Source organism: Arthrobacter sp. YAF34 (assembly GCF_052113245.1).
Taxonomy (GTDB): Bacteria; Actinomycetota; Actinomycetes; order Actinomycetales; family Micrococcaceae; genus Arthrobacter.
Map to the genome: position 1 here is coordinate 70,043 of NZ_JBFRCV010000010.1, position 17,401 is coordinate 87,443.

17 protein-coding genes are annotated in these 17,401 nt (G+C 68.3%); 9 read left to right on the forward strand and 8 right to left on the reverse strand.

Features of this window, described 5'->3' with window-relative positions:
• Positions 1-92: 92 nt before the first annotated feature.
• Positions 93-2,003 (reverse strand): DEAD/DEAH box helicase, encoded by a 1,911-nt coding sequence (locus tag AB4Y72_RS13495; RefSeq protein WP_441426667.1) that lies wholly within the window; start codon positions 2,001-2,003, stop codon positions 93-95.
• Between the two features lie 368 nt (positions 2,004-2,371).
• Positions 2,372-2,719 carry a hypothetical protein gene (locus tag AB4Y72_RS13500; protein WP_441426668.1) on the reverse strand — a complete coding sequence of 116 codons (348 nt, stop codon included), beginning with the start codon at positions 2,717-2,719 and terminating at the stop codon, positions 2,372-2,374.
• A 171-nt stretch (positions 2,720-2,890) separates the two neighbouring features.
• Here AB4Y72_RS13500 and AB4Y72_RS13505 point away from each other — a divergent pair, with 171 nt between their 5' ends.
• The 4 genes from AB4Y72_RS13505 (at position 2,891) to cycA (ending at position 6,718) form a co-directional block, all read left to right on the forward strand.
• Complete coding sequence (locus AB4Y72_RS13505; RefSeq protein WP_441426669.1) at positions 2,891-3,634, forward strand: class I SAM-dependent methyltransferase; 744 nt, start codon at positions 2,891-2,893, stop codon at positions 3,632-3,634.
• 36 nt (positions 3,635-3,670) lie between these two features.
• The gene (locus AB4Y72_RS13510; RefSeq protein ID WP_441426670.1) at positions 3,671-3,955 is read left to right on the forward strand and encodes a hypothetical protein; all 285 of its coding nucleotides are present in this window, start codon (positions 3,671-3,673) and stop codon (positions 3,953-3,955) included.
• A complete protein-coding gene (locus AB4Y72_RS13515; protein ID WP_441426671.1) occupies positions 3,952-4,650 on the forward strand; it encodes a class I SAM-dependent methyltransferase in 699 nt (232 codons plus the stop codon). Before AB4Y72_RS13510 ends, AB4Y72_RS13515 begins: the two co-directional genes overlap by 4 nt.
• A 550-nt stretch (positions 4,651-5,200) precedes the next feature.
• Positions 5,201-6,718, forward strand: coding sequence for a D-serine/D-alanine/glycine transporter (cycA, locus tag AB4Y72_RS13520; protein ID WP_441426672.1), 1,518 nt, complete (start codon positions 5,201-5,203; stop codon positions 6,716-6,718).
• A gap of 124 nt (positions 6,719-6,842) precedes the next feature.
• On the opposite strand, the gene AB4Y72_RS13525 is transcribed toward cycA, so the two are convergent.
• On the reverse strand, positions 6,843-8,351 hold the full coding sequence (locus AB4Y72_RS13525; protein ID WP_441426673.1) for an MFS transporter: 1,509 nt from the start codon (positions 8,349-8,351) through the stop codon (positions 6,843-6,845).
• A gap of 59 nt (positions 8,352-8,410) precedes the next feature.
• On the reverse strand, positions 8,411-9,442 hold the full coding sequence (locus tag AB4Y72_RS13530; RefSeq protein ID WP_441426772.1) for an Lrp/AsnC family transcriptional regulator: 1,032 nt from the start codon (positions 9,440-9,442) through the stop codon (positions 8,411-8,413).
• 158 nt (positions 9,443-9,600) lie between these two features.
• On the opposite strand from AB4Y72_RS13530, the gene AB4Y72_RS13535 reads away from it, so the two are divergent.
• Together AB4Y72_RS13535 and AB4Y72_RS13540 are read left to right on the forward strand one after the other, a co-directional pair.
• Positions 9,601-10,869 (forward strand): M20 metallopeptidase family protein, encoded by a 1,269-nt coding sequence (locus AB4Y72_RS13535; protein WP_441426674.1) that lies wholly within the window; start codon positions 9,601-9,603, stop codon positions 10,867-10,869.
• A 23-nt stretch (positions 10,870-10,892) separates the two neighbouring features.
• Positions 10,893-12,182, forward strand: a complete 1,290-nt coding sequence (locus tag AB4Y72_RS13540; RefSeq protein ID WP_441426675.1) for an MFS transporter — start codon at positions 10,893-10,895, stop codon at positions 12,180-12,182.
• 95 nt (positions 12,183-12,277) lie between these two features.
• Here AB4Y72_RS13540 and AB4Y72_RS13545 read toward each other — a convergent pair whose 3' ends face one another.
• The gene (locus AB4Y72_RS13545; protein ID WP_441426676.1) at positions 12,278-13,585 is read right to left on the reverse strand and encodes an MFS transporter; all 1,308 of its coding nucleotides are present in this window, start codon (positions 13,583-13,585) and stop codon (positions 12,278-12,280) included.
• Between the two features lie 98 nt (positions 13,586-13,683).
• Between AB4Y72_RS13545 and trmB the strand changes: the two genes are divergently transcribed.
• On the forward strand, positions 13,684-14,631 hold the full coding sequence (gene trmB, locus AB4Y72_RS13550; protein ID WP_441426677.1) for a tRNA (guanosine(46)-N7)-methyltransferase TrmB: 948 nt from the start codon (positions 13,684-13,686) through the stop codon (positions 14,629-14,631).
• 184 nt (positions 14,632-14,815) lie between these two features.
• Positions 14,816-15,568, forward strand: a complete 753-nt coding sequence (locus tag AB4Y72_RS13555; protein ID WP_441426678.1) for a DUF1206 domain-containing protein — start codon at positions 14,816-14,818, stop codon at positions 15,566-15,568.
• A gap of 28 nt (positions 15,569-15,596) precedes the next feature.
• Here the strand turns inward: AB4Y72_RS13555 and AB4Y72_RS13560 are convergent, their stop codons facing one another.
• The 3 genes from AB4Y72_RS13560 to AB4Y72_RS13570 all read right to left on the reverse strand — a co-directional run bounded on the left by AB4Y72_RS13560 (position 15,597) and on the right by AB4Y72_RS13570 (position 17,024).
• Positions 15,597-16,151 (reverse strand): zf-HC2 domain-containing protein, encoded by a 555-nt coding sequence (locus AB4Y72_RS13560; RefSeq protein ID WP_441426679.1) that lies wholly within the window; start codon positions 16,149-16,151, stop codon positions 15,597-15,599.
• Positions 16,148-16,657: a sigma-70 family RNA polymerase sigma factor gene (locus tag AB4Y72_RS13565; RefSeq protein WP_441426680.1), complete on the reverse strand. Its 510-nt coding sequence runs from the start codon at positions 16,655-16,657 to the stop codon at positions 16,148-16,150. The genes AB4Y72_RS13560 and AB4Y72_RS13565 overlap by 4 nt, the downstream gene beginning before the upstream one ends.
• Positions 16,658-16,811: 154 nt before the next feature.
• Positions 16,812-17,024 (reverse strand): hypothetical protein, encoded by a 213-nt coding sequence (locus tag AB4Y72_RS13570; RefSeq protein WP_441426681.1) that lies wholly within the window; start codon positions 17,022-17,024, stop codon positions 16,812-16,814.
• On the opposite strand from AB4Y72_RS13570, the gene AB4Y72_RS13575 reads away from it, so the two are divergent.
• On the forward strand, positions 17,023-17,397 hold the full coding sequence (locus tag AB4Y72_RS13575) for a COG4315 family predicted lipoprotein (RefSeq protein ID WP_441426682.1): 375 nt from the start codon (positions 17,023-17,025) through the stop codon (positions 17,395-17,397). The two genes, AB4Y72_RS13570 and AB4Y72_RS13575, sit on opposite strands and share 2 nt — an antisense overlap.
• Positions 17,398-17,401 lie beyond the last annotated feature (4 nt).

The following is a 17,401-nucleotide window of genomic DNA, read 5'->3' on the forward strand; positions in this document are numbered from 1 at the left end:
GCGCTGCGCATAATGCCGGTCGCTGCGGGAATACCCGTAGCGACCGGCATTTTGCGTATCGCCAGCTGCTTTATGTAGCGAAAACCCGAACCTTAGCGGCTGCGGCGTTCGTTCGAGGCCGGAGCCGACGCGCGGCGGGGGCCGCTGCGGGCCGGACGGCCGTCACCGGAGCGGCCGTTGCCGCCGCCAGCGTAGGAGCCGCCCGAGGTGCCGCCGGTGTTTGAGGACCAGACAGCCGCGCTGCCACCGGTTTTGCTTCCACCGGACTTGGCGCCGGCTGCAGCGCGCTGGCCCGTGGCCGGGCGGCCATTGCGCTGGCCGCCCGCCGTCGAACCCGTGCGGGGTGCGCCACCGGTGCGGGGGGCACCGCTGCGGGGTGAGCCGCTGCGGGGAGCCGACGCGCCCCGTGCCTCGCCGCGTCCTTCTGCGGCGCGGCCGTCCGAACCCCGGCCCGCAGCAGCACGGCCGCCGGCGGCAGGGACATCGTTGTGGTGCCCGTAAGCAGTTACGCGGCCGCGGCCACGTGCATTCCGGCGCTCGGCGCGCTCGGCCTCGGCGCGGTCTTCGTTCTTCTCCGCGACGCGCTCTGCGGCGTTGCGGGCAGCGGCCTGGCCTTCATAGGCGACGGCGCGGCGCTCGGCGCGAGGCAGGTCGGTGCGCGGAGCCTCGGCCCCGACGCGTCCGCGTCCGCCTCGGCCGCCTCGGCCACCCGCGGTGGGTGCGGCCTGGCGGCGTGCGCGCTTGCGCTCGGCGTTGGCGCCGGTCGACGTGCCGCCACCGTGCTGAGCGGCCTTGGCGGCCAGCAGCGCGGCGCGGGTGCGCGGATCGATCTTATCGGCCATTTCGCCGACCAGTTCGGCGACCAGCGGTGAGTTGGCGGTGACGCGTTCGAAGTTGACCTCGACGCCGGCAGCCTTCATGAGCTTCTTGACGTCCGACTGCTGCTCGGGCAGCGTCAGGGTCACAACCGTGCCGTCGGAACCAGCGCGGGCCGTACGACCGGAGCGGTGCAGGTATGCCTTGTGCTCCGTGGGCGGATCCACGTGGATGACCAGCTCGACGTCGTCGACGTGGACGCCGCGCGCCGCGACGTCGGTGGCGACCAGCACGCGGACCTCACCGGAGGAGAACTCGGCCAGGTTGCGGTCACGGGCGTTCTGCGAGAGGTTGCCGTGGAGGTCGACGGCGGGGATGCCGGCGTCGGTCAGGGTCTTGGCAAGCTTGCGGGCGTGGTGCTTGGTGCGCAGGAAGAGCACACGGCGGCCGGCACCCGAGGCGAGCTCGACAATCAGCTGCTTCTTGACGGTCTGGTCGTTGACGACGAGCACGTGGTGTTCCATGGTGGTCACCGCGGCCTGTGATTCGTCCACGGCGTGAGTCAGCGGGTTGGACAGGTAACGCTGGACGATCTTGTCAACGCCGTTGTCCAGGGTGGCGGAGAAGAGCAGTCGCTGGCCCTGGCTGGGGGTCATGTCCATGAGCTTCTTGACCACCGGCAGGAAGCCGAGGTCGGCCATGTGGTCGGCCTCGTCCAGGACGGTGATCTCGACACCTTCGAGGGTCAGGATGCGCTGGCGGATCAAGTCCTCCAAGCGGCCGGGGCAGGCAATGACGATGTCGACGCCGGCGCGCAGGGCCTTTTCCTGACGGGCCTGGGAGATGCCGCCGTAGATCACGGTGGTGTTCAGGCCCATGGCCTTCGCCATCGGCTCGATGGTCGCGTTGATCTGGGTGGCCAGTTCACGGGTCGGCGCGAGGACCAGGCCCATCGGGCGGCCGGGCTTGCGGAAGTGCTTTGCTTCCCGCTCAGCGAGTCGGGCTACAAGCGGGATGGCGAAAGCGATGGTCTTGCCGGAGCCGGTGCGGCCGCGGCCGAGGACGTCGCGTCCCGCCAGGGTGTCCGGGAGGGTCTTGACCTGGATGGGGAACGGTTCAACGATTCCCTGGGCGGTGAGGGTGTCGGCAAGGGCCTTGGGCGTGCCGAGGGCAGCAAAAGTAGTCATGTGTTTCAAGGTCTTTCAGGCGGTATCCATGCGGATATCGGCCCCCGGTGCCGGTTGGCCCAGGGGTTCGCCGAAGAAAAGTCAGGTGATCAACCGGGCTGCTGCCAAACTTCGGCAAGCGGCCGCCGGGACCAAATGGAACGCGTTCATCGACGCAGGATGTGCCTCTCACATGAAAAAAACCCACTGCCTGCCGACGGATTCCCGAAGGAATCCGGCAGGGATCTGAATGACGGACCGAAGCCGGTCAAAAGCTCTTCAATAAGAGCTCATCAATCAGATCAAAGTGGGCATCACTGCACATCAAGTTTCACCAGTCTACCATCCGGCGGGTGCCGGTCCCGTATCCACGGCAGCCGGAGCCGTTCCTAACCCGCGAGGCCGGGGGCCTGGAACAGCGGCATGTTGGGCGACGCCGGGCGCGTTTGGCCGGGCGCCGGAGGCGTTTTGCCGGACGCCGTGGGCGTCCGGCCAGGCGCCGGGGACGCCGGTTTGGCCGCGCCCGGGCCCTCCGGGCGCAGGATCAGGAGGGCTCCCGCGTCGATCAGGCGGCGCGTACCCGTCCGGGAATCCAGGATCCAGAAGAGATCCACGGCCGTGACCGTCTGGGTCACTGTGCCCCGATGGAAGAGTTTGCCGTTATGCCAGGCTTCAATCTCATCGCCCACGTTCAGCTCGCCGGAGCGGCGGATGTGCCGTGCTTCGTCAACGTCCATGATCATTGCCTTCCCCAGCCTTTTAACGTCCTGCGCCCAGCATTCACGAGCCTCGTTTCGAAATCGTTTCCGGCGCGTGATTTCCATGTGTCACTTCGACACCGCGTCATTGACCACCGGTGCGTCCCGGAGGAGCATGGCGGACAGGGCGAGGAGAGGAGACCAGGCACGATGCCGGGAATAGTCGGTGCTGGCGCCTATCGGACCATCCAGGTGGTGCTGTTGCCCCTGGCGGTGGCGGCCTACGTCGCGACCGTCCCGCGGCTGCTCGCCTACAGCCGGCGCACGGGCGTTTCGGCCACCTTGTTCGCGTCCCTCTACACGCGCTACATGCAACACCGGCTGGAGACGAGGCCGGATGAGCCCGCCGTCCGGCTCATGGCAGTCATGCCGAATGTGTCCCAGGAGGGGTTTCGGCTGACGACTGCCCCCACTCTTGTGGGCCACTTGCTGACTGGCTACGTTCCCAGGATCTACCGCTACCCGTACCGGGACCGGCCCCCGATGCGCCATCAGTCGACAGCACGGACAAGCTACTACGATGCCGCCGTCCAGCGGCATCTTGACGGCGTCGAGCAGCTCGTGATCCTCGGAGCGGGCTTCGACACCCGGGTGTTCAGGCTGCCACCGGAGGAGCGCGTGCGCTGCTTTGAAATCGATATGCCCCGAACCCAGGCCTACAAGGCCTCGATGCTCGAGAAAGCGGGCCTGTCCACCCGCCTGGCCATCTACGTATCCGCAGACTTTGAGACCGAGGATTGGATGGCGAAGCTCGTGGCGGCGGGTTTCGACCCCGGCAGCCCCACATTCTTCCTCTGGGAAGGGGTGACCATGTATCTGGACCGCGCCTCGGTCGAGGCAACTTTGCGCAGGATCGCCGCCACCGCGCCTGGAAGCGTCGTGGCCTTTGACTAATTCTCCAAGGAAATCGTCGCCTCACGATCGCCGTACATGCGGTACGCCCGGGCCACGGCGAATTTCGTCGGGGAGCCGATCACCTTTGGCATCGACAACACTCCCCCGGCCAGGAAGAGCGCCGCCGACTTTGTCGGGTCCTTCGGGCTGGTCCTTGAGGAGCACAGGAATTTCGGCCGGGAGACCCGACGCCGGTCCGCGCCGGCCGGGTTCGTCACCGCCGTCGTGCCCGCCGCCGCCGGCGACGGTCCGCAGCCAGATGGCCCTCATCCAAACCGACACCAAAGCCCGGCCGACCGACGCAACGAGGGGAAACCATGACAGAACACAGCCACAGTCACGCGACCGATTCCGCCGAGCATGATTCCGCCGAGCCTGTGGCGCCCGGCACCGCGGCCCGGATGTGGGACGAAAAGTACAGCAGCCGCGCCAGGATGTGGAGCGGGGAGCCGAATCCGCAGCTCGTCGCAGAGGCGGCCCACCTGCCGCCCGGCAAAGCTCTGGACCTGGGGTGCGGGGAGGGGGCGGATGCCATTTGGCTCGCCGCCCGCGGATGGGCCGTGACCGCCCTGGACGTCTCCGCCGTCGCCCTTGAACGTGCGGCCGCGCACGCCCGGGAACGGGGCCAGGACGCCACCATCGAGTGGGTACAGCAGGATCTGGCCACGTGGGTCCCCGACCGCCTGTTCGATCTCGTCACGGCCCAGTTCCTGCATTCCACCCTGATGCCGTGGCAACAGGCGCTGCAGCTCGCGGCGGCGGCGGTGCGGACCGGCGGCACACTGCTGATCGTCGGCCACCATCCCGACGGGCTGCCGCCGTGGGGCGAGCACCACGACCATACTCCGGAGAAGTTCTTTACCGCCGAGGACCTTGCCCGTGAGCTACGGATCGAGGAACCCGAGTGGCGCATTGAGGTCTTGGACACCCGGCATCGCCTCGTCAGGGGCCCCGAAGGCGAGGCAGCGTCCCTCTCAGACGCCGTGCTCCGGGCTACCCGGCTGGCCGCCCAATAGCGTAGGCATCGATGCAGCCATGAATTCGCCGCCCTGCACGGGGCGGGGAGGCGGCCCGAGAGCTCAAGGAAGGATTCAGTAAGGACTGAGGCCCTGCGCGCTGCGGACCCGAGCCCCGCGCCCTCGGCCCGGCCGACGCCGACGCCGACGCGCAAATAATGTGACAAAGGACAGCGGACGACAACTGAAGCTAAGATGGTCGACAACTGTCGACTACAACCAAGCGCGGGAGCGCCGCACAGAGGCGGTGCCGGCGGCCGTGACCGACGAGCGTGCCGGCGTCGTATCATCCCCTAAAGCCCGCGCAAGACGCGGCTTTGGGCCGGTTCCGTCGCCGGGCGGGACCTCCTCGCCGCCGGGGCCGGCACGGCGCTTCGTGGACCGGCCGGTCCATATTCGCGGACGGCCGCGACAACAGGGGCCGCCAAATACCGGCCCTAATCTTGATCTACCCGCTAAAACTGTTACCTCCGTCACACTGTGACGGGCCTGGCGGACCGCATCGCGGAACCCCCACCGCTGTGGCCGCCCGTGACAAGGAAGAAGCCTCATGTCTGAACGCACCACCACGGCCGCTCCGGCCACTGCAGAATCTGACATTGCCCCCTCTGAAACCGCGGCCACCCACCGTGACGCCGGCGCCGGGAGCCGCGAGCCCCACCTCGCCCGGGCCCTCGGCAACCGCCACATCCAACTGCTCGCCATCGGCGGCGCAATCGGCACCGGCCTGTTCATGGGATCCGGCAAGACCATCTCCCTCGCCGGCCCGTCCGTCATCTTCGTCTACATGATCATCGGCTTCATGCTGTTCTTCGTCATGCGGGCCATGGGCGAGATCCTGCTCTCCAACCTGAACTACAAGTCCTTCAGCGACTTCGCCGGCGACCTCCTGGGCCCCTGGGCCGGATTCTTTACCGGCTGGTCCTACTGGTTCTTCTGGGTGGTCACCGGGGTGGCGGACATCGTCGCCATTTCCGGCTATGTGGACAAGCTCGCGCCCGGCACCCCCTTGTGGATCCCGGCGCTGCTCACCCCGTTGGTGCTGGTCCTCCTGAACCTCCCCACCGTGAAGGCGTTCGGTGAAGCGGAGTTCTGGTTTGCCATCATCAAGGTGGTGGCCATCGTGGCCCTGATCGCCACCGGTGCGATCATGATCGCTACCCACTTCACGTCCCCCAACGGCGCGGTAGCCAACCTCGCGAACATGTGGAACGACGGCGGCATGTTCCCGCACGGCGTGTTCGGCTTCATCCTCGGTTTCCAGATCGCCATTTTCGCGTTCGCCGGCATCGAACTGGTGGGCACTGCCGCCGCAGAGACCAAGGACCCGGAGAAGAACCTGCCGCGTGCCATCAACTCCATCCCGGTCCGCGTCCTGCTCTTCTACGTGGGCGCCCTGGTGGTCATCATGGCCGTCAATCCGTGGCGCACCATCGATCCGGCCAGCAGCCCGTTCATCGGCATGTTCACCCTCGCCGGGCTGGGGATCGCCGCCGTCGTCATCAACCTTGTGGTCCTGACCTCCGCGGCCTCCAGCGCCAACTCCGGGATCTATTCCACCTCCCGCATGATCTACGGCCTGGCCCAGGACGGGAACGCACCGAAAGCCTTCGGAAAACTGAGCAGCCGCAAGGTCCCGCAGAACGCGCTGCTGTTCTCCTGCATCTTCCTGCTGGCCGGGCTCGTCCTGCTCTATGCCGGCGACTCCGTGATCGGCGCGTTCACGATCGTCACCTCCGTGGCGTCGGTGCTGACCATGTTCGTGTGGTCCATGATCCTGGTCAGCTACATCGTCTTCCGCCGCCGCCGGCCGGCCCTGCACGCGGCGTCGAAGTTCAAGATGCCCGGCTCCGCCTTCATGCCGTACGTGGTCCTCGCGTTCTTCGTCTTCATGCTCGTGGCACTGGCCCAGGCCGACGACACCCGCCTGGCGCTCTTCGTGGCCCCCATCTGGTTCCTCCTGCTGGGTGCCGCCTGGAACTTCAACCGGAAGACACCGCTGCAGCAGGCGCGGATTGTGGAATGGAACGCCGTCCGTTCGGAGGAGGAAGCCCGCACAGCCGTCTGAGTCGCGAGCCTCACCTGAGCACAGGGCAGCTGTGATGCGCGAGCCCCGGCCGGATCATCCGGCCGGGGCTCGTTTGCGCTCCTGGGCCCCTTTGCGCTCCGGGGCCCGTGGTAGTCCGGTACCGTCAGCCGGGCGTCCTGGCGGCGGCCGGGACGACGGCGACGCGCGGCGCGACAGCCACGGCGGCGGCGCCGATCACCGCCGTGAGCGCGAAAACGCCCGCGAACGGAGACGCCGCCGTCGTCGTCGAAAACGCGGCGAAGACGATGCCGGTGCCGGCGAGCGCCAGGGCGCCGCCGAGCGAATCCGAAATGGACATCGCGGAGCTGTTGAAGCCCTCGGTGTCCTTGGTGGACAGCGCCAGGGTCATGACGCTCAGGCGCGGATACATCAGCCCCATCCCGCCGCCGGCGAAAATCCAGCCCGCGATGGCGACGGCGGCCGGCCAGGCCAGCACCGTTGTCACCAAGGCCAGGACGACGGCGCCGAGGACCAGGGCGGAGCCGATCCGCACCGCCCGGCTGTGTTCCAGCCGGGTCCCCAGCCTGCCCTGGATGGCCGAGGCCCCAGCCCAGGCGAGGGCTCCGCCGGTGAGCGTGAGGCCCGCAAAGGTCGGAGCGAAGGCGTAGCGTTCCACGAGCAGGTACGGGAGGTACACCTCGGCGCCGAAGAAGGCGGCGGACGCGAGTCCGCGGGTCAGGATGACGCTCGGCAGACCCCGCCGGGCGGTCAGCGTTCCGCGCGGCATGAGCGGGCGGACGGCCAGGAGCGCGACGGCGACGGCGGCACCTGCCAGCACGCCGCCGGCTCCGGGGACCTCGGCGGACAGGTTCAGGCCCAGGACGGCGAGCGCGGCCAGCGCGGCGAGCGCCAACTTGGCCAGGCCGCCGGGCCGCCCGGTGCCGCCTGCGGCAGTGTCCGTGACCGCCCCGGGGTCCCTTGGGCTCCGGGCGGGGTTTCCGTCCAGGCCGCGCAGGGCGGGGGCCGTCAGGAGCAGGGCCGGGACCACGAGGCCGACCACGCCCAGGAAGACCCACTGCCAGCCGGCCAGTTGCGCCACGACGCCGGCGGCAAAGGGTCCGACGAGGGACGGGATGACCCAGGCGGCGGAGAATGCGGCGAAGATCTTCGCGTGCAGCACCGGCGGGTAGACCCGGGCAATGACCACGTACAGGGCCACCGTGAGCCCGCCGCCGCCGAGCCCCTGCACGAGCCGCCCCGACACCAGAACCGTCATGGTCCCCGCGGTGCCGGCGATGAGCAGGCCGAGCGCGAACGTGCCCACGGCGGCCAGGAGCGGCCCCACGGGCCCCCTGCGGTCCGACCAGCCGCCGGCGGCCACCATGCCGATCACTCCGGTGGCAAGCGGGCCGGCAAAGGCCAGCGCGTAGAGGTCCGCGCCGTCCAGTTCCCGGCTGACGAGCGGCATGATGGTGGTCACCGCCAAGGACTCGAAGGCCGCCAGGAACACCAGCGCGCAGGCGCCAAGCGTTACCAGCAGGTAGCTCCGGTGGAAGATCCCGGCTGATTCCGGCACGGAAGCCCGGCTGGATTCCTGGCTGGACTCCTGGCGGGACTCCTGGCGGGACTCCTGGCGGGACTCCTGATGAGAATGCGGGTCTTTTCGGGGCACATGCCACAGCTTACAAGCGGGTCTGCCGCCCCGTCCCGGCCGCTGTCAGCCGTCACCGGTCAGCCGTCCGTGCCGATCCCCTGGGCGGGAACGACGACGGCGCCGCTCGCCCTTGAATCCGGGTTCAGCATCCAGCCCACGCGCTTGACAGTGCTCAGCATGACGACGCTTTCCACGAGCACGATTCCCGGCACCTTCTGCTGCAGCGCCAGCTCGATGTTCATGACATCCGCCAGGGAGTGCAGCCACATGATGATCACGAAGTTCGTCGGCCCCGTGGTGGAGGCGCTGAGCCGCACGTTCCGCATCGTCCTCAGCTCGGCAGCCGCTGCCTCGTGCCGGCCGGCGGGGACATTGACGAACCATTGGCAGGTCACGGGGAACGCCGAAAACTTCTGGGCCACCTCGCACCGGAAGGACAGGATGCCGCTGGCGAGCACCCGGTTGAGCTGCCGCTGGACGGTGGCAGGGTGCCGGCCAAGCCCGCGGGCAATGTCCGCCGCGGTGGCCCGTCCGTCCCTGGCCAGGAACGGCAGGAGCGCCAGGTGGCTCTCGGGCAACGGTTCCCGCGCGGCGGGCTGGGCGACTCCGCTGGCCTCGGGGCCGGCCGCTGCACGCACCGCGGCCTGCTGCGCGCGGCTCAACACGTTGAGCCGCCACGAGCCGCCGCTCGCGTGCAACCGGGTGCACAGGGCGGTCTGGTATTTCAGGAGGCCGTCGATCTCCTTCAGCCGCGCGATGACCTTCCTGCTGAAATCGTCCAGGGAGGGCGTAATGACGGTCAGCATGAGGTCCCGGTTGCTGGCCGCCTCCTCCACGGTGACGATTTCCGGCATGTCGGCGAGCCTGGCCGTAACCTCTTCGCGCCGGTGCATCTCGCAATCCACCGCGACGAACGCCAGGCACATCTGCTGGGGGTCGCCGATCAGGTGGGCGGTGATCCATGAAACGCCAGCGCTCCGCAGCCGTTCCCAGCGGGCGGCCAGGGTGGTGGCGTGAACGCCCAGCACCTCCGCTGCGTCGGCCCAGCTCAGGCGCGGGGCAATCTGCAGGACGTTGATCAGGGCCAGGTCATCCTCGCTGAGTTCCATCATTCTTCCCTTCATCCATGCACGAAACCTGCACCGTTCATCACTTTTTGCATTTTTTCAGGCCTTTGCGCGCATGTGAACCATGTCACTTGAGAATAGACGCAGGCAGTCCTTGCCCGACCCGCACCACACCAATATCGACAGCTGAAGGAGAACACGTGCCTATCACCGCAGACGCCCGGGACATGCAGGCGGACCTTGCCCGGTTCCGCCATGAACTGCACCGGGAGCCGGAGATCGGCCTGACGCTGCCCCGCACCCAGGAGAAGGTGCTCAAAGCCCTCGACGGGCTCGGCTATGAGATCACCCTGGGCCAGGACACGACGTCGGTCACCGCGGTACTGCGCGGCCAGGCATCCGGGGCGGCCGCCGCCGGCCGGCCGGCCGTGCTCCTGCGCGCGGACATGGACGCCCTGCCGGTGCAGGAGAAGAGCGGCGTGGACTTCACGTCCAGGATCGACGGTGCCATGCACGCCTGCGGCCACGACCTGCACACGGCCATGCTGGCAGGAGCGGCCACGCTCCTGGCCGAACACCCGAACCGGCTGGCCGGCGACGTTGTCCTGATGTTCCAGCCCGGCGAGGAAGGCTTCGACGGCGCCGGGCACATGATCCGCGAAGGCGTGCTGGATGCCCCCGGGCGGCGGGTGGACGCCGCCTACGGCATGCACGTGTTTTCCGCCCTGGAACCGCACGGCACGTTCTGCACCAAGCCCGGCGTCATGCTCAGCGCGTCCGACGGCCTGATGGTCACCGTCCTCGGCGCCGGCGGCCACGGTTCGGCCCCGCATTCGGCCAAGGACCCTGTGACGGCGGCCGCCGAAATGGTCACCGCACTCCAGGTCATGGTCACCCGCCAGTTCAACATGTTCGATCCCGTCGTCCTCTCCGTGGGGGTCCTCCAGGCCGGCACCAAGCGCAACATCATCCCGGAAACCGCCCGCATCGAGGCCACCATCAGGACCTTCTCCGAGGAAGCCCGGCAGAAAATGATGGACGCCGTTCCGAGACTGCTGAAGGGAATCGCGGCGGCGCACGGCCTCGACGTCGACGTCGACTACCAGCAGGAGTATCCGCTCACCATCACGGACGAGGACGAAACGCACACCGCGGAAAACGTCATCGAAGGCCTGTTCGGCGATTCCCGGCTCTCCCGCTGGGCCACCCCGCTAAGCGGTTCCGAAGACTTCTCCAGGGTTCTCGCCGAGGTGCCCGGCACGTTCATCGGGCTGAGCGCCGTCCCCCGGGACGCCGACCACGCCGCATCCGCGTTCAATCACTCCCCGTACGCCACGTTCGACGACGCCGTGCTGGCAGACGGCGCCGCACTCTACGCGGAGCTCGCCATCTCGAGGCTGGCCGTGCTTTCTGCAGCGCGGGGTCCCGCCGCGGGCAGCCCGGCCACCGGCGCCTCCACCCTTTCCTAGCCGCACCCCCGAGGAAGACGACCATGACTACTATCACGTCCACGCCGCCGGCAACCCGGACATCCACCCGCAAGACACTTATCGGCACCGGCATCGGCAACGCCGTCGAATGGTACGACTGGGCCATCTACGCCACGTTCACGCCGTTCATCGCCAGCCAGCTCTTCAGTAAGGCTGATCCCGCCTCGGCGGTGCTGTCCACATTGGCGATTTTCGCCGTCGGCTTCGTTGCCCGCCCCTTCGGCGGCTTCCTGTTCGGCTGGATCGGTGACCGGATCGGCCGCAAGGCCTCCATGACCCTCGCGGTGGGACTCGCGTCCGTGGGCAGCCTGATGATCGGCATCGCGCCGACCTTCGCGGCGGTGGGCGCCTGGGCCTCGCTGATGCTCCTGGTGGCACGCCTGGTCCAGGGCCTGGCGCACGGCGGTGAACTGCCGTCGTCGCAGACGTACCTGTCCGAAATGGCGCCGAAGGAACACCGCGGCTTCTGGGCCACCCTGATCTACACCTCCGGCACCGTGGGAATCCTGTTCGGCACCCTGCTGGGTGCCGTGCTGAACATGGCCCTGAGCACCGAGGTCATGAATGCCTGGGGCTGGCGCGTCCCGTTCCTGATCGGCGCCGCCATGGGCCTCTACGCGCTGATCATGCGGTCCCGGCTGCATGAAACGGACGTTTTCGCGGGCGAGGCTTCGGCGGAGAAACGCGCCCCGATCTGGCCGCAGATCGTCCGCCACCGCAGGCAGGCCCTGCAGGTGATCGGCTTGACCGTGGGCCTGACGGTGATCTACTACATCTGGGGTGTCGTCGCCCCCAGCTACGCCACCACCGCCCTGAAGATCGACCGCGGCGAGGCCTTGTGGGCCGGGGTGATCGGCAACATCGTGTTCATCGCGGCGCTGCCCTTCTGGGGCAAGCTGGCGGACCGCATCGGGCGCAAGAAGGTGCTGTGGGCCGGCGCGATCGGCGCAGGAGTCCTGCACTTTCCGATGACGGCGCTGCTCAAGGATTCCGCCTGGCAGCTGGCCGTCAGTATGTCCGTCATGCTGATCTTCATCGCCGCCAGCGCAGCGATCGTTCCCGCCGTCTACGCCGAGCTGTTCCCCACGAGCATCCGCACCGTGGGCGTCGGAGTGCCCTACTCGATCTGCGTGGCGGTATTCGGCGGCACCGCGCCCTACCTCCAGCAGTGGCTCGGCACCACCGTGCAGATGCCGGGGCTGTTCAACCTGTACGCCGTGCTTCTCCTCGCCGTCTCCGCGGTCGTCGTCTTCACCATCCCGGAAACGAAGGGCAAGGACCTCACCCTCTGATCCAGGGTTGACCCTCTGTAGCAGGGTCGACCCGAATGCGCTGGCAGTTATGGCTCTTCTGGAGGCATAACTGCCAGCGCATCGTGTTGACGGGGTCAGCCGCCGACGAAGCGGTCCCGCCCGGCCCGGTACCCGAACAAGGCGGCCAACGAACCCACCAGCAAGAAGAGTACGCCCGCCGCTGCAAAGGATCCGGTGGACTGGTGGAGCTGGCCGACCAGGAGGGTGCCGCTGGAGCCAAGCCCATAGCCCACGCCCTGCATCATGCCGGAGAGATGCGCCGCGGTGTGCCCGTCGCGGGTGCGGACCATGATCAGGGTCAGTGCGGCGGCGGTCAGGCTGCCTTGGCCCAGGCCCAGCAAGCCGGTCCACAGCCAGAGGAATTCGGTGGGACCGAAGATGCTCAGCGCGAACCCTCCCCCGGTCATGAGGGCCACCACCGTGTTGATGGCGCGCTGGTCCCGGAACCGTGTGGCCAGCGTCGGCGCGAACAGCGAGCCCAGCATCTGCAGCACAATCGAGGCCGCGACGATCAGGCCGGCGGTGCCGCCGTCGACCCCCCGTTCGCGCAGGATCGGGGCCAGCCAGGCGAAAACGCTGAAGGACATCATGGCCTGCAGGACCATGAAGAGGGTCACCTGCCACGCGACCGCCGAGCGCCACACATTTACGCCGCCGTGTGAAGTCTGGTGCCGGGCGTGCCGCTGCCTGATGGCCAGCGGCAGGAACAGGGCAAGAACGACGCCAGCGGGCAGCGCCCAGACCCAAAGCGCCGCTGTCCACTGCCCGGTTGCCCGGAAAACGGGGAAGGTGAAGCCGGCACCCAGGGCAGCCGAGGCGCAGATCGCCGTGGTGTAGAGGCCTCCCATGAGGCCCAGACGGTGTGGGAAGTCGCGCTTGACGACGCCCGGCAGCAGCACGTTGCAGAGCGAAATCGCGGCGCCGCACGCGGCGGTTCCGGCGAACAGGGCCGGCAGGTGACCGGCTCCCGGCAGCTCCACCGGCCGCAGCAGCAGCCCTCCAGTGAGAACCGCCATGGCACCGAGCAATACCAGCTCGGCGCCGAAGCGGCGAGCCAGGACAGGGGCGAGCGGGGCGAAGACCCCAAGCAGGGTCACCGGCACCGTGGTGAGGACGACGACGGCCCAGCTTGGCAGCCCGGCATCGGCTGTCACCTCGGGCAGGACCGCGGAGAAACTCGAAAACACCGTGCGGAGGTTCAGCCCGATCAGGACCAGGCACACGCCCAGGTAGGCCAGGCTGCGGCGGCTGCCGACCCGGGTGGGTTCCGCCGCGGGAACGTCGTCGATCTCGGCGTCCACCAGCAGACCAGGGCGGCCGTCGATCCCGATGCCGCTGACAGTGGGGTCCTGGGAGCTTTTCGGTACAGTCACGGACCCCATTCTGGCAGGCCCTTCGCCGACTGCCATGTCACCGTCGTCACTGTCCGACCAATCCTGCCGATCACTTCGGTCGCCGGGTCTCCACTATTCTGGAAGGGATGAGTGAATCCCCAGAATCCCCCGAAACGTCGGAGCCCGGCACCCCGGATGAGACCCAGCTGCCGCGCCCCGTAACCCCGGGCAGCCAGGCCTCGTTCGGCACGTACGGGGGCCGTCCGGTCAGCTTCGTGCGCCGCGGCACCCGCCTGCAGGGCCGCCGCCAGGCGGCGTGGGAGGAACACTCGGACCGCTGGGCGGTGGAGGTCCCCCGCCATGTCGCCAACACCTCGGTCCACCCCGACTACGTCTTCGACGCGGAGGCCGAATTCGGCCGGACGGCTCCGCTGGTCGTGGAGATCGGCTCTGGTCTGGGCGATGCCGTGTGCCACGCTGCCGAGGAAAACCCGGACAAGGACTTCCTGGCCGTGGAGGTCTACACCCCCGGCCTGGCCAACACCCTGATCAAGATCAACAGCCGCAAACTGAGCAACGTCCGGGTGGTGGAGGCCAACGCCCCCGAGGTGCTCGCCACCATGCTCCCGGCCGGCTCCGTCACCGAACTCTGGGTGTTCTTCCCGGACCCGTGGCACAAGTCCCGGCATCACAAGCGCCGCCTCATCCAGCCGGCCTTCGCCGAACTCGCCGCCCGCGCCATCAAGCCCGGCGGCATCTTCCGGATCGCAACCGACTGGTCCAACTACGCCGTCCACGTGCGCGAGGTCATGGCCGGCTCCGCGGCCTTCGAGAACCTGCACGCCGGCGAGCGCGCCGGTGCCGAAAGCCCCCTGACCCAGGTCTGGGAATCCGGTGTCGAGTCCCTCGTCGGCGGAGCACCCGTCAAGGAGGGCCGGGCGCCGGTCAGCACCGAGCACACCGGGCCCAACGAAGGCGTCGACACGACCGGCGGCTGGGCGCCACGGTTTGAGGGCCGGATTCTCACCAGCTTCGAGAACAAGGCGCACGACGCCGGCAGGCTGATCTTCGACCTCAGCTACCGACGCCGCTAGGCACCTCCGGGCCCGGGAATCTGTTCCCGAACGCCGCCGCGTGGCACGATTACGGAAGTTGAGTTACCGGGACGTCAGCTCCGGCAGGAATCCCATTGGGTAGCACTAAGGAAGCATCATCAAACGAGAACTTAAAGACGCCGCGGACGTCGCCGAAGACGTCACGAATTCGAAGCCGCTCGAAGTGGTGGCTCGGGCCGGGTTCGCCGTGTCGGGGCTCCTGCATTTCCTGATCGGGCTCGTCGCGATCCGGCTCGCCATGGGCGGCAAGGGCCAGGCCGACGTCAGCGGTGCCGTAGAACAGCTCGCCTTGGCGCCTGCGGGACCGTTGCTGCTCTGGAGTTCCTTCGCCGCCTGCGTCGCGCTGGCCATCTGGCAGGCCAGTGACGCCATTTTCGACTTCGAGCACCTGCCCACGAAGAAGAAGGTCGGCAAGAAGCTCAAGGCCGCCCTCCAGGCCGTCGTGTACACCGGGTTCGCCCTCACGCTGGCGTCCGTCGCCATCGGCGCCCGGGCTGACCACCGCCGCTCCACGAGCGACCTCACCCTGCAACTCATGCACGCGCCGGGCGGAATCCTGCTCCTGTTCATCCTCGGCGGCGCCGTGGCCGTCACCGGGGTTGTCTACGCCATCCGCGGCTTCAAGAAGTCCTTCATCAAGTACCTGCGCATGCCGTCCAACAGCCAAGCCCGGACCGCGGTGACCGTCACGGGTATCGCTGGCTACGCCGCCAAGGGCGTCGCCCTGCTGCTGACGGGGCTGCTGATCGTCATCGCCACCTGGAAAGCAGACCCGGACGAGTCAACGGGGCTCGACGGCGGCCTGAAGGCCCTGCGCGAACAACCCATGGGCGTATACATGCTGGCTGCCGTCGGTGTCGGACTGATCTGCTACGGCATCTTCATGGTAATGCGGGCCAGGCTGGCGAAAATGTAAGTCGGCTAATCGAGACGCGTAACGTGCCCTAGCCCTGCGGCACGGCGATGACAGCCACGGTCTGCTGGCGTTGGTCGCGCATCTCGACGCTGGCGATCCTGGCCAGTTGCACCGGCGTCGCCCCGGTGATCCGGACCCTGCCGGTGGGCGTGGCGGTCCACGCGCAGGCGCGGTCTTCGCCGCCGTCGCGGTCTTTCACCCAGAGCGAGAGGGTCCCGTCGACGGGCAGGCTCCGGCCGTCCACGGCCAGCTCGGTGCCCCAGGTTTTCTTGACGAGTCCCACCGTGACCTGCAGCCCGCTGCTTGCCGCCACGGAATAGCTCGCGTCCGGTTTGATGGCCGGAGCCACCAGCGGACCGGCCGCGATCCCCAGGGCCAGGCACCCGGCGGCCGCGGCGGTGAGCGCGACGGCGTCGGACACCGGGACCGCGTCGAGCAGCGCGGGGATACTGGCGACGTCGTCCAGCTCCAGGCGGCAGTCCGCACATAGGGCCAGGTGCTGGTCGAAGGCCGCGGCCTCGGCCGGTTCCAGGCCGCCGAGCAGATACGCGCCGAGAAGTTGATGCAGCCCGCTCGCGTTCACCGCTGCACCCCCATTTCGTCGAGGATGGTCCGGAGCGCCCGCACGGCGTAGAACGCCCGGGACTTCACCGTTCCGGCGGGGATCTTCAATTGGACCGATGCCTCCTGGACTGTGTACCGGCGGTAGTGAAGGGCCACCAGGACTTCGCGGTGTTCGGCGCTGAGCCGCAGGAGGGCTTCCTCCATGAGGACCTTGTTGAGCAGGTCATCGATCCGCCCGGCGGCACCTGCGCCGTCGGGGGTGTCCGCCACATCGCGTTCGCCGGTTTCCTGCGGGCGCCGCTTGGCCTTGCGGTAGTTGTCGATCATGATGTTGCGGGCCGTCCGGAACAGGTAGCTGCGCAGGCTCCCCGTGATCTGCGGCGCCTGCTGCCAGACCCTCAGCACCGTCTCCTGGACGACGTCGTCGGCGAGCTGCGCATCGCGGCAGGCACCGAGGACGAAGCGCTTCAGGGCCGTCCCGTGGTCGCGGTAAATCGCGGCGACGACGTCCTCGTCCAGCGGCATTTCCCACCTCCCGGGCGCTGTTGCCCTGCCTGAGAGGACGTACAGGTGTGCCCAATAGTCCAGTGTGCGCCACAACAGCCCCGAGATGAACCATCCGGCACCCCCCGTACGTCTTAGCGGGTAGCGCCGTCCCGGTGAGTCGGGCCGGCTCGAGTCAAGGAGCAGCAATGAAGAAGAACCTCAGCATCGGTTTGTCCGCGTTCGCCCTTGCCGCGCTGTTGTCCGGATGCGGCGGCGGCACAACAACGACGTCGACGTCGGCTGCGCCCACGTCGGCGGCCGCCTCCACGCCCGCGCAGCCGTCCAGCGGCGCGCCATCCAGCAGCGCACCGTCCAGCAGCGCACCGTCCAGCAGCGCGTCGTCCATGTCCGCGGCGGTCCTCTCGGTGGCGCAGTCCACGGCCGGTCAGATCGTGGTGGGCGCCCAGGGACTGAGCGTCTATTCCTTCGCCAAGGATACGAAGGACTCCGGGACCAGTTCGTGCACCGCCGGGTGCGCGACCACGTGGCCGCCTGTCACCTCGACGTCGGCGACCCCCACTGTCAGTGGGGTCACCGGCAAAGTCGGAACCATTCCCGCGGCCAACGGCAAATTGCAGGTGACCATTAACGGCATGCCCCTCTACTACTACTCCAAGGACCAGGCCGCGGGAGACATCACGGGCCAAGGCGTCGGCGGAGTCTGGTACCTTGTGTCGCCCTCCGGGGAGATGATCAAGTCCGCGGCAGGCGGGTACTAAGGTC